The 11731-nt window shown below is 60.2% G+C and carries 9 protein-coding genes and 3 pseudogenes; 4 read left to right on the plus strand and 8 right to left on the minus strand.

Features of this window, described 5'->3' with window-relative positions; translation table 11 throughout:
• Together DZK26_RS05510 and DZK26_RS05515 are read right to left on the minus strand one after the other, a co-directional pair.
• Nucleotides 1–513: pseudogene (locus DZK26_RS05510) on the minus strand (hypothetical protein); the annotation flags it as partial.
• Between the two features lie 422 nt (nucleotides 514–935).
• Nucleotides 936–2393, minus strand: a complete 1458-nt coding sequence (locus tag DZK26_RS05515) for a pectinesterase family protein (protein WP_116898834.1) — start codon at nucleotides 2391–2393, stop codon at nucleotides 936–938.
• Nucleotides 2394–2624: 231 nt separating this feature from the next.
• On the opposite strand from DZK26_RS05515, the gene DZK26_RS14275 reads away from it, so the two are divergent.
• Nucleotides 2625–2771, plus strand: a complete 147-nt coding sequence (locus tag DZK26_RS14275) for a hypothetical protein (protein ID WP_181918454.1) — start codon at nucleotides 2625–2627, stop codon at nucleotides 2769–2771.
• Between the two features lie 185 nt (nucleotides 2772–2956).
• Here DZK26_RS14275 and DZK26_RS05520 read toward each other — a convergent pair whose 3' ends face one another.
• From DZK26_RS05520 to DZK26_RS05540, 5 genes are all read right to left on the minus strand, one after another.
• Nucleotides 2957–3883 carry a hypothetical protein gene (locus tag DZK26_RS05520; RefSeq protein WP_116898833.1) on the minus strand — a complete coding sequence of 309 codons (927 nt, stop codon included), beginning with the start codon at nucleotides 3881–3883 and terminating at the stop codon, nucleotides 2957–2959.
• A 478-nt stretch (nucleotides 3884–4361) separates the two neighbouring features.
• Entirely contained in the window at nucleotides 4362–5192 is an 831-nt protein-coding gene (locus tag DZK26_RS05525) for a hypothetical protein (protein ID WP_181935613.1), read from the minus strand.
• Nucleotides 5183–5431: a hypothetical protein gene (locus tag DZK26_RS05530; protein ID WP_116898831.1), complete on the minus strand. Its 249-nt coding sequence runs from the start codon at nucleotides 5429–5431 to the stop codon at nucleotides 5183–5185. The genes DZK26_RS05525 and DZK26_RS05530 overlap by 10 nt, the downstream gene beginning before the upstream one ends.
• A gap of 64 nt (nucleotides 5432–5495) precedes the next feature.
• Complete coding sequence (locus tag DZK26_RS05535; RefSeq protein WP_116898830.1) at nucleotides 5496–6404, minus strand: right-handed parallel beta-helix repeat-containing protein; 909 nt, start codon at nucleotides 6402–6404, stop codon at nucleotides 5496–5498.
• A 104-nt stretch (nucleotides 6405–6508) separates the two neighbouring features.
• On the minus strand, nucleotides 6509–7333 hold the full coding sequence (locus tag DZK26_RS05540) for an AraC family transcriptional regulator (protein WP_116898829.1): 825 nt from the start codon (nucleotides 7331–7333) through the stop codon (nucleotides 6509–6511).
• A gap of 248 nt (nucleotides 7334–7581) precedes the next feature.
• Here DZK26_RS05540 and DZK26_RS14280 point away from each other — a divergent pair, with 248 nt between their 5' ends.
• The 3 genes and pseudogenes from DZK26_RS14280 to DZK26_RS05550 form a co-directional block, all read left to right on the plus strand.
• Nucleotides 7582–7740, plus strand: coding sequence for a hypothetical protein (locus DZK26_RS14280; RefSeq protein ID WP_181918453.1), 159 nt, complete (start codon nucleotides 7582–7584; stop codon nucleotides 7738–7740).
• Nucleotides 7741–8109: 369 nt separating this feature from the next.
• A complete protein-coding gene (locus tag DZK26_RS05545) occupies nucleotides 8110–9942 on the plus strand; it encodes a right-handed parallel beta-helix repeat-containing protein (RefSeq protein ID WP_147306698.1) in 1833 nt (610 codons plus the stop codon).
• A 117-nt stretch (nucleotides 9943–10059) separates the two neighbouring features.
• Nucleotides 10060–10212, plus strand: a pseudogene (locus DZK26_RS05550) (transposase); the annotation flags it as partial.
• A gap of 176 nt (nucleotides 10213–10388) precedes the next feature.
• Here DZK26_RS05550 and DZK26_RS05555 read toward each other — a convergent pair.
• Nucleotides 10389–11731: pseudogene (locus DZK26_RS05555) on the minus strand (DUF1566 domain-containing protein); the annotation flags it as partial.

Raw genomic sequence — 11731 nt, forward strand, 5'->3', positions numbered from 1 at the left:
TTCATCGACCGCCGGATCCAGCAACCGTTCGCAGGTCGCGTCGATGAGTTGCCTGCTCGATTCGCCGTCAACGATCAGCGCGTAATCCACCTCCCCGCGCTCGATCATGCCCGCCACGATATCCATGGCATTGAGAAAGCCCAGGCAGGCATTGGCCACGTCGAAGTTCAGGCAGTCGGGCGCCAGGCCCAGGTTGGCATGCACCACGCAGGCCGTCGACGGCTCGAGAAAGTCCCGTGACACCGAGGTGCTGATGAGCACGCCAATACCGGAGCGGTCGACACCACTTTGTTCGATGACCTTCTCTGCCGCAAGCGTGGCGGCATCGGATATCCGGGTGCCCTCTTCCCACAGCCTTCGAGACTTGATACCCGAAATTTCCTCCAGCAGACCTTCTCGAATACCCAGACGATCCATGGTGGGTTTGAGGCGCTGCGATATCTCTCCAGAGCTGAGACGGATCGGCGGCTCCACGGCGGCCACGGACTGGATGACGACGTTGTTGAAATGCATTGGCGGAAACTCTTGGCTGCGCAGCCCGCACAGGCCGCGGTGAACAGGTGTTGTCGGTGTCGTAGCCCGGGCGACTACCCGGCACCCATGCTAACAGCTGATACCCTGGTAACGCCCCGCTGACCAAGACTTCCCTCAGACCAAGCGGCTCCGGGCACCAGCCCATGGGCGAATTCAGGCCCAGACCCCCAACGTAGCCGACGACAGGTCAATTCGGGCCATTTCTGGGCCCATTCTCAGAAGGTTCCGAGGTGCTGCCAAATGACAAGAGGCCGATTTACCCAGGCAAATCGTGGGTGTCCTCGTTTCTGTCCTTGTCCTGGTTCCGACTGGATTCGGCCGGGGTCGGGCGCCTCCCGGGCACGGACTGGCCAATAGCGCGCCATCAGCCACGCTCCGACGGACGGTCTGTGGTGCGCGCCTTACGGTGCGGAGCAGTCGGGCCCAAGCTCGTTCAGGTCCGCGTCGTGGACGGCATAGCACTTGGGCTGGGCCGCATCGACCACGCCAATTAGCTCGCTGTGGGCGATGGTTGGTGACGATGGGGTCGGCGAACTCTGTACGCCATAGACGCTTACGCCATCCGACTCTATGGTCGACCGGCGGATCTTGGGTGAACCGCCGTAGGTGCTGATCCCGTGGTTGTCATCCTCCGACCCGGTGACACTGATATGAGTGTGGAGAATGGTTGGATCATTGCTGCTGACCCAGATTCCAGTGCTCCCACCGCTTGTCGGCCCGCTGACGTCAACGGTGACCCTATTGACGACGGAGTCGTCGTCCAGGTTGTAGATGCCGTAAGCGTTGAACGTCTCGTTCGTCGTAGTGATGACCGTGATGTCAACGTCGACCAGCCGCGGGGCACTCGACGATGAGGCGGAGATGCCGTAGTTCTGGCTCGAAGGCGCACCCTCAAGGTGAATCTCGACGCGCTCGAGCGACGGCGAAGACAAAGACGGGAGTTTGACGCCCCTGTGAAAGGTTGCCCCGTCGGTCACGACGACTGCGGCGTCGACGACACGAACGGACTCGTCGACGCCGTACATGTCGATTCCGCAGGCGGCTTCGTCGCCACCGGTGTTCACGACGGTGAGGTCGCGCAGCTCGACGCCGGTGACGCCGGTCATGTCGACCGTAAACGCCTCGTTGCGCGTCTCCGCACCGGTCGCGGTGAGGGTCGTGGCGCCGCGCCCCCAGCCCACCAGGTGGACATGGTCAATCAGCTTCACCCGACCATCGAAGGTGCCCGGTCCGACTTGCACGACGTAGGGATTGGTCGCCGAGGCGTCGTCGATTGAGTCGATCGCGCTCTGCACATCGGTGAAGTCGCCACCGGAAGTCGCGACCACCACGACGTTGTCGGGATTCGGAGCATCGCTCATGGGTTCGCAGTCCACCGTGCCGTCCTGTTTGATCCCTGCGATGGCGCTGCCGGTGGCGCATACGCCGTCAACGCGGCGCTGAACTTCGTTGCTGTCAATTTCGGTGTTGCCTACTGCACCAACGGCAATCTCGCTGTTGGAAATGCTGCCGGCGGCCACACCCAGGGCCAGCGGCACGCCGGTCAGGCGCTGGCGTGGCAGGGTGGTGTCGTCGTCGATGATGATTTCCAGCCACAGGCCGTCACCCCAGGGCTGCTGGCCGAAGTCAAGTTCGGCCTGGAACAGTCCATCTGTGACCGTGATTGCGCGCGGGTCGTCCGAGTCCAGCGGGGTGGTCGCGCCCTCAGTGTCATAGAGATGGAACTCCATGACGACCGTGTCATTGACTGGGCCACTATTATTCTGAAGCTGGCCCTGGTAGGTGAAGGTGGTAGACGCAACGACCTGCCCCGAACCGATTACGGCGGCGATCAGTAGTGCACGAACAAGATGTTTCATGGTCTCCCTCTACTCGAATGGATTGGTGCTGACTTTTCCCCCTTACGTAAGACTGTCTGAAATCCTGCCAACCAGTGGATTCAGGAGCCAAAACCACAAAACCAGGACACCCACGAATCCTGCCGAGTCGCGCAGGTCGGATAATGTCGCCTGCGTTCGTAGGAGATTTCCTGCAAGTCATGGGTGGACCGGTCTTGGGTTCCGCTTCTCGCCGATTTAGGAGACAGAATCGTGGGTGTCCTGGTTTTTCCGGGTTATGCCGAAAATTCCGTATTTCCCGGCGGCCGCGTGCCGGAGGGGATGCGGCTGCTCAACAAGCCCTATCGGCGTAGCGAGCTTGCTCGATGCATGCGTGAGGTGCTGAACAAGACCTCGTGACCCGCCGCCGGGCGGCGCGTATCAATGCCGACTCAATCCCTTGAAGACGGGGTTCCATTGATTCGGCTTTCTCTTGTGTTTTCATCCCGCTGCCTGGTGGACCATGCGACCTTCTTGAAGCTTTTTAACATCTTCCCGTTTTTTTGCTCAGCTCACCTGACCATGATGCCGCGCAGGGAATGAGTTCATTCTCGCGGAGGGCCGCTGCGGTCGGCGCGATCGGGGGAAGCCCGTGCTGCCCGCGTGCGCGCCTTGCGCGCTGCACGGCGTCGCTTTTCCGGCGCCAGGGCCATCGCCTGCAGGGCCTCAAGCACATCGACTTCGCCGTCGCGCAGCAGACGGCCGAAGCTTCTTCGGCAGGCCGTCCAGGTGCCGCCAATGATGGCCAGGTAAATGGTCGTCATCAGCACGGCATAGGTCAGCTCGTCGGCGAACTCGCCCAGCCAGTCGGGCAGGTCGATGCCCAGGATTCCTTCGATGAAGGCGCCGAGAATCGGCCCGACGACTCCGATCTCGACGAACACCAGCACCATGAGCCAGACCATGATCTTGAACACGATCAGTCGGCGGGCCAGCGCCTTGACGGCATCAGGCCAGGCCTTGCTATAACACAGCGAGGCGACCGCGATGGTCAACCCGGCCGCCACGCCCAGCGAATCGGCCAGCGCATCGAACACACCGCCGATCATGGTCCAGCCCGGTGCGCTCGGCAGCATCTCGAACCCGTCCAGACCCCGGCCGATGAAGCTGACGAGGACCAACGCGACCCCCGGCGGAATCAGCGCCGCGGCCAGCCAGGGGAAGTCGTCTTCGCTTGCCGTCGGATCACTGAACAGGTAGTGGCGATAGGCAAGGGCGTAACCGGCCCCGAACAACACGGCCGCGACGTTGATGAAGCCGAAAACGGCAAATCGTTCGAGCGCGGCCTGCAGCCCGTAGCCCAGCAGGATGCCGATGGCGGTGACCGCAAGCACCGTGATGCGAGGCCTGGGGCCAAAGACCCGATCGAGACGGTCGTCGTCGTGGCGGTCATTGAACGCCTGCGCCAGTGCTGGCAGCATGTCGCTCAGACCGCGCCGGGCAACGCGGAACAGGTGACGCAGGTTGTACATGGCCGTATCGATCTGACTGGACTGAAGAAAGCATCACCTGCCCGGACATTCCCGTCAATGGCCGGTAGTTCGAGCCGCCCGGCGTGACGCCATCATTGCGTCATGGCCTATCCACGCAGCCAAGAGCCCAGCTTTTACCATTGCGTGAGTCGCTGCTACCGGGCAATCGGATCAGCCGAAGCGCTGATGCTGAAAGCTGCCGATCTGGGCCAACAGCATAGGCAATGGAGCAGTTGCGGTTTGCGCGACACGCGCAAGCAGCGAGTGCGGATGGAATGAACCGGGCGCCAGCCCGTTCGTGAATTCGACCTCAGACGCTCTTCGGACTATTCGACGCGCCAAATCGCGGCCGGTTTCGTTCCCACTTTCAGAATATTCCGATGTCCCGCCAACCACGGAGAGGCTGATTCAGCCTGGAAAATCGTGGGTGTCCTGGTTTTTGTATGTCCTGGTTTTCGTTTGGCTTGTGGCGCCCCGCTCACCCCTCGAATCTGTCGGCGAACAACTTGCCCGGCTTGGCCGTCGGCGCCAGCGAATAGGCGTCGAGTCCGACGGCACTCCAGCCCGGATCAGCCGCCGAGGCGTCGAAGTCCATGTTCCAGGCCGCCGTCGTCGCATCGAGCTTCAGCACATCCTGGTCGCGAAAGGTTACGCCGTCGATCTCCCCGGAACCTTCGAACGAGACGTACAAGGTGGTCTCGGAGGCCTCGTAATGCGCGGCGTCGACATCCAGCGAACTCGCCGCACCGAAATCCGATAAATCGAACTGGTTCGAGAAACCCGGGTCGTCGAAGCGCACCAGGTCCTCGTCGGCCACAAACGTTCCGCCCAGGTCGACGGCTGTGTCGAACGAAAGCAGAAGATCGCCGCCCAGCACGCTGACCGCGTCGATCTCCACGCCGCGCGGCACGCCTTTCGCGAGCGGGTCGAATTCCGACACGTAGGCGTTGCCGTCATAGTGGATCAACTCACCGGCGCGAAACCGTTGGCCGCCCAGTTCAACCGCCACGCTCAGCGCAAACAGAGCATCGCCGTTGTCGTTCGCGTAGTAGGCGGTCACGTCGGCCTCGGCCGGAACCGCACCCAGATCCAGCACCGAGACTGCACCCGAGCCACCATCGGCAGCCAGCGCCTCGTCGGCAAGCACGGTTCCCCCGAGATCGACCGTGTCGTCGGACGAGAAGCGGAATTCCTGGCCAGTCGCCGCCAGCGGAACGGCAAGGAGACTGGCCGCCAGTATTGCAGTCGAGATTGGAATGGTTCCCCGCGGTTCTACCTGTCGCAACTGCTGCGTCCAGTTCACTGACATGCGCCCCCAAGGCACCGATTCGGGCCAAGGAAGAAATCTGGAGAGTCGCTGTTGATGGCAACGTCGACCCCGACGATGACATTGCCGCGAAAGGTATTGTTGCCAGACTCCGCTCGCACTCCCGTTTGGCACTGGCTCAAATGATTGTCGATGATCAGGTTAATGATGCCGGAAATGCAGTATAACGCTGACGCTTCGTCGGCCCTTTCAACCCGCCTGGGTATGCTTTTCATCATCATTCGGCTTGATTCCTCGTTGAAAGATTGCGGTACGGGCTCGATATCTCCCGTTCAGGATGCGACGTCATGGGCAGGTGGTGTCGCCGTCACACAGGTTGGTGTCAATCTCGGTACCGCCAGATACGGTTCCAGTCTGATTGTCCAGGATCACGTTGTCCCTGTAGCCGCTACCGTCACTGAGTTGCAGCCCCCAACCGGCATTCAATCGGATACGGTTTCCCTCGACCCACGCGCCCCCGCATCCGCCAATGCCGTTCCCACCATTTCGGGTGACGCTGTTTCCGACGATGGTGCATCCGTCCCCATTCGCGTTAATACCCACACTGTCATTGCCCGCCACGTGGTTGCCACGAATAATCGAATCCGTGAAGGTCGTGACCCCCGGACCGTCATTGGAAATGATGCGGTTATTCAGGACGCTGCCATCTGACTGTAGCCTCACGCCGCTCGGCCCCAGATCTTCAGCCCAGGCATTGCCGAGGATGATCGAATCCTCGATGCGACCGCGCCCAGCCATCTCGACACCGGTGTAGGCACACAATTTAACCGTCATCCCGACCACAGATGAGGAGTTACCGAGCCGGATGCCACGGTTACTCGATGATTGCACGGTGCCGTTTCGCACGGCGATAAACCCGTAGCCAACACTCTCTTCTTCATCGATGGAGGTCACCAGGTCGTGCGAGCCGCTGCCGGTGAATTCGACGGTGAAACCACGCAGGTCCAGCTCCACATCATCCGAGAAGATCTCGATGCCGGAAGCCGAAGCATTTACATCCAGGTTGCCGGTCAAAATGTAGCGGCCCCGTTCCGTGATCGTCACCGGAAACCCCGGATCGTCGCCCGGCGTGACGCCACCCTCCAGCGCCAGTGCCTGGTTGATCTCGATGACGCCCCCACCGGCCTCGGCCGTGGGGATGATCGCCGCAAGAGCTGCAACCAGGGCCGCGCCAGCCATCATTCGGTTCTGCATAATCTGCTAATCCCCGCCCGATTCGGTGTATTCGGCGAAAACCGTAGCAAGCCGGAACCTTGATGGATTGTAAAAACCGGACATCGGGACCGGACTGGCGAGGATCAACAGTGCGTCTTGCGTCCCAGGTACATATCGAGGAAGCGGTCGCCGCTGGCGAGGAATGCGGTGGGGTTCTGGCCCACGTGCCGGGTGAAGTCGCGGATGAAGTGTGCCTGGTCGTAGTAGCCGTACTCGAGCGCCAGTCGCTGAAGTTCCTCGGGTTGCGCCGGCCGCATGGCGGCCAGCACGGTGTTGACCTGAACGATTTTGGCAAACTGCTTCGGCGAAATGCCGACCTGCCGAGCGAAAATACGCCGCAAATGGCGCCGCGTGAAGTTCATCTCGTCGGCCAGCTCGGCAACGGAAACGCGGCCCCGGGTCTGGCGAATGCGCGCAACGGCCCACTCGGCCAGCGAGGTTCGCGAATTAACGGACAAGCGCTCAGCGATGGCCTGTTGCATGATCTCCGAATGGCGCGCGGCCGAGGCCGCCTCAATCCGTGCGCACAACACTGCGGCGAAATCGGCATCGATCTCGTCCAGATCAACCATGCGGTCGGTCAGACGCGAGCAGTCCCCGCCGAAGACCTGGTGGAAACCGGTCGGGGTGAACTCAAGCCCGACAATCTGCATCGGCGGTTCCAGCAGGGCCACCGGCATTTCCGAAACCAGTTGCCCTCCGCAATACAGCGGAGTAGCTTCGCGAACGGAGCCGTCGCCGAAGCGGATGCGCATCCTCCCGGGCCCGCAATAATTGAGATAGATCGCTCCGCTGGGCGGGACTGGAATCTCGGCAGGCTCTCCCTCGAAAAAGCGCGTCGTCAGCACCCGCTGGATGATGCCTTCCAGTCTCGGGTCGTGCTTTACCTCTTGATGAGATATAGCCATGTTCGCTCTCACAAAAGATCCTGTCGAGTCTCTGGTCTTATTGTAATGCCCCTCGTTTACGTCGATCTCAAGCCGGTCGCCGGTCTGGATGACGACGCCCTGGCCGAGCTAGCGGAATCCAGCCACATCGATCTGATTCGCTGGACCGGGCTCCAGGCCCATCCTGGAAAGCGCGGCAAGCTTTCCGCCGCTGAAAAAGCGCCCCCCCCCAAGGCCTCTGGAGCGTCACCAACCATCCCCGCGAGTGGATGCGGCGCGTTCAAGGGACCGAAAGCCGCTACTACCGGGCAATCGGGTCGGCCGAGGCGTTGATGCTCAAAGCTGCCGACCTGGGTCAGCAATGGATGAAGGGCGTTTCCGGGGAATTCGCGCTCAAGAAGCTTCGGGAACAGTCAGTCCCCTGGTAGCGCACTCATGACCTGAATTTCCGATTGACCGCAATGAGCCGGGCGCCAGCCCGTGCGCGAAACCGGCCTCAGACGAGCGGCGGACCGCTCTATACTCCGAATCTCAGCCACTTGGGCCAAACTTCCGCAGATCTCGATTTCCGGGCAACCACGCCGAGGCTGATTAAGCCGCGAGAATCGTGGGTGTCCTGGTTTTCGGTGTCCTGGTTTTCCCTGGGCAGCGCCCGTTACCTCGAGATGCTGGTGTCAGGGGGCAGTTTTTGCACTGGATTGGCGATGATGTGATCCTGGCGTGGCGTGATGCGTTTGCTCAATACGTTACTGTGACGGCCCCTCTTTGAAGGGTGAGCTTTTACGCAGGGAGAGAGAATGTTGTCACGATATTTTGCAGTGGATGGCAAAACGCTTTTAAGTGGCGTCGCCGGCGTCATGCTGATGATTTCGCTCAATGCGAGTGCCGCGATTGTGGGTACTTTGGTGGTCGATAGCGTCAACGATGCCGGGGGAGACACCACGCATGGTGATGGTTCCTGCGCCAACGCCAATGGCGACTGCACGCTCCGGGCGGCCATCGAGGAAGCCAACGCATTGTCCGGCTATCAGACGGTCGAATTCAACCTGGGCGGTTCTGCGCCATACCGGATTGCACTCAACGACGAACTGCCTGCGATCACCGGTACCGTGTTTATTGACGGCGATAGTCAGGGTGGCGGCGGCTCTCCGGAAATCGAGGTTGATGGTAGCGCACTGGGCTTTAACGACGTCGGGCTTGAAGTCGGTGGCGATGGCAGTACTATCCGCGGCCTGTCGGTCATCAATGTCCCCAGGGCCGGGATCCTCGTGACGGCGGACAACTGCTCGATTGTCGGCAATTGGGTGGGACTAGATGCCGCCGGCAACGCCGCCGGTAACGGTTTCGGCATCCTGGTCGAAGGAATCGGCAACGTGATAGGCGAAATGGTGCCGGGTGGTGGCGGAAATGTTGTCAGTGCGAACCAGTTTTATGGCATCTTCATCGGTGTTGGCGGTGGCAGTGCCGACGATAATTCGGTTCAAGCCAATATCATCGGAACCGACCCTTCGCGTTCCGAGAAGCTCGGCAATACCTATCAGGGCATTCTGGTCAATGCCGGCGACAACGTCCTCATTGGCGGTGACCGCAGCCTCGGTGCTGGAAACCTGGTGGTCAATAATGGACGCGGTGGCATTGCACTGATCAATTCGGACAGCTCGACCGTCGAGGGAAATGTTGTAGGCACGAACGCCAACGGTGAGGATTGGGGTAATGACGGCCCCGGCATTGAGGTCAAGCGCGGCGGCAACAACCAGATCGGCCAGACGCCGGAGGATGATACGGGCAACACGGTGGCTTTCAATACCGAAGAAGGCATCCGTCTGGATTCGACCAGCGGCAATGTGGTGTCGGCGAATCTCGTCGGCGGCGTCGAGACACCGGCACTTCTTCCGGCGTCCAACGGCGGCCCCGGACTCCGCCTGATCGATGCCAATGGCAACACAATCGGTGGCGGGAATGACGGTGACGGCAATCTGTTCTGGACCGAGACGGTGGAGATCAACGGTGGCAACAATGACCTGTGGGACAACGATGTCATGTTGTGTGGCGAACCGGCAATACGCATCGACGGCCTGGGAAACCGGGTAGGGGCCGGTTTCGGTGCCCGGGGCAATACGGTGAAGCAGTGCCTCGGCGCTGCAGTCGCGGTGGTCGGAATCGAAAGCAAAGGCAACGCCATCCGATTCAATGTCTTCGAAGACAACGGGGGCCCCGGTATCGATCTCGGCGAGGACGGTGCCGATACCAATGATCCCGATGATGCCGACGCGGGGCCGAACGGGCGCCAGAACGCACCGGAAGTGACCGGCATCGACTATGACTACGCCAATGATCAGGTCAGCGTCGATTACCGGGTCGACAGCAGCGCCGCAAATTCGGCCTATCCACTCGAAGTTGACTTGTACGTAGCGGATCCGAACAATCCGGAAGAGGGGCTGGTCTGGATCGGTAACGACACCTATCTCGAGGCAGACGCCCAATCGACCGTCACGACAACGGCGAATTACCCGGGCGACCATATCGAGGGACACCTGGTGTTGACGGCAACCAATGCCGATCAGAGCACCTCGGAGTTTTCACGCGCCGTTCGATACGGCGGTATATTCGAAGATCGGTTCGAGCAGTGATCTTGACTTCCGACACCGCGAAAATCCAGGACACCCACGACTTGTAGGAATTTTCCTGCAGCCTGACACGGCAATCTAAGGATTGGCCAGCTAGGGATCTCGTGGCAGCATCGGCGCATGGCCTATCCACGGAGCCAACTGGTCAGCGACGAGGAGCCCGGCTTCTTCCATTGTGTGAGTCGATGCGTCCGACGGGCGTTCTTGTGCGGCATCGACGAGCGCTCGGGCAAGAGCTTCGAGCATCGACGCCAGTGGATCGAGGCTCGGATCTTCTAGCTCGCGGATCTGGGCCAACGCTGGATGAAAGGGGTTTCCCGAGAGTTTGCGCTTAAGAAGCTACGAGAACAGCCAGTCCCCTGGTGACCCTCTCCTGACTTGGACTTCCGGTTGAACGGGAATGAGTCGGACGCCAGCCTGTGGGTGTCCTGGTTCTAGGTTGGAGCGTTTCAGGGCGTAAAAGCCCTGGCACAGCGCCCCCTGACTGCAAGGGTCTTGTCAATGGCGAGCTGCGTGCCACCGGAAAAGTTTTGGCTCCAGACAGACAACTGCGGATTAGCGGAAAACTCGGTGGAGCTCCAGTAGGAATCGTTGGCGAAACCACCCAAGCTATTCACATGCAGAGTCGTGTATAAGTTGGGATTGGTAACACCACATCCGGCATCCGTTCCCAGGCCCACAAACCTTCCTGCTTCACAAATGGCTGGGAGATACCAGTCAGTAAAACCACCGTCAGATGAATCTTCACAGAGTTGGGCAGCAACGGGTGGCACCAAGCCGGCAGCAATGGTTCGGGACGTGTTGCACTGTCCGTCTCCACTGCCATTGCAGGCATCTGGAGCGGCCGTAGATGTTTCACTGATGCCTCCTACCATTTCCAGCGGGCCCCAGCGAACCCCCGTTGACTGATCACTCAGTGCCGCCACCTTGCCTCCGATCGAAGTGGTATTTGGTGTCGAGTCGTCAACGGCAAAAAGAAAGCCTCCCTGGTAAATGCAGCCGTAGCCTAGTATCAAAACATTTATATTCGTGGACGGCGCATTGTCTGCAGTGACTGACACAGTCGTTGGTACAGGTTCAGTACCGGGTGCTGTCGTACAGGCATTGGCTGCAACATCGGGACTCGCACTACCACCCGGGGTCACAGTAATGTCACAGGCATCTCCTACATTAAGTGTCCCCGTGCAGGCATTGCTGGTGATGGAGGTACCCGCGGGAAATCCAGATGTACCAACCTGCACATTGCTTGCGGGCATTACACCCGTATTTTCGATGCGGATGATACGTGCATTGCCGATCAGTGCTGGGTCAGCACCCGGAGCATTGACTGACAAGGCCAGATTCTGAGTCAGCGGAGACAGGGTTGTCTGGCCAAACGTTACCTGGACTGCATGATTGGCCTGGATGTTGTTTAGTTGATAACTGGTTCCACCGGTTTGTACCAAATCACCATCGAGTCTCCACTGATTGACTGCGAACCCTGTATTGGGTGTTGCCTCGAACGTCAGACTGCTACCGGCATTGACTACTTGCGCGGTTGCCGGGGAAATCGAGCCGTTTGCTCCCACTGATGGCGTTACTGTGAACTGCAACGGGTTGACGGTGACCGCAACCAATACGGTATTGGTGTTGCTGCCGGCAATGGCGATGTCGGTCGGCCCTTCAGGTGCCGGAGCGGTGAAGGTGATCTGACAACTATCACCGACCGCAAGACTGGCGCCGCAAGTCGTGCCTTGCACGCTGATATCGCTGCCGACTGGAATGGTTGCAACGACATTCTCGGCTGCTACCG

The organism is Wenzhouxiangella sp. 15190 (genome assembly GCF_003417465.1).
Classification (GTDB): Bacteria; Pseudomonadota; Gammaproteobacteria; order Xanthomonadales; family Wenzhouxiangellaceae; genus Wenzhouxiangella.

Coding starts and splice junctions, on each gene's coding strand:
- DZK26_RS05515 (WP_116898834.1), bottom strand. CDS start 2,393: ATGAAACATCTTGTTCGTGCACTACTGATCGCCGCCGTAATCGGTTCG.
- DZK26_RS05520 (WP_116898833.1), bottom strand. CDS start 3,883: ATGTACAACCTGCGTCACCTGTTCCGCGTTGCCCGGCGCGGTCTGAGC.
- DZK26_RS05525 (WP_181935613.1), bottom strand. CDS start 5,192: ATGTCAGTGAACTGGACGCAGCAGTTGCGACAGGTAGAACCGCGGGGA.
- DZK26_RS05530 (WP_116898831.1), bottom strand. CDS start 5,431: ATGATGATGAAAAGCATACCCAGGCGGGTTGAAAGGGCCGACGAAGCG.
- DZK26_RS05535 (WP_116898830.1), bottom strand. CDS start 6,404: ATGCAGAACCGAATGATGGCTGGCGCGGCCCTGGTTGCAGCTCTTGCG.
- DZK26_RS05540 (WP_116898829.1), bottom strand. CDS start 7,333: ATGGCTATATCTCATCAAGAGGTAAAGCACGACCCGAGACTGGAAGGC.
- DZK26_RS14280 (WP_181918453.1), top strand. CDS start 7,582: ATGCGGCGCGTTCAAGGGACCGAAAGCCGCTACTACCGGGCAATCGGG.
- DZK26_RS05545 (WP_147306698.1), top strand. CDS start 8,110: ATGTTGTCACGATATTTTGCAGTGGATGGCAAAACGCTTTTAAGTGGC.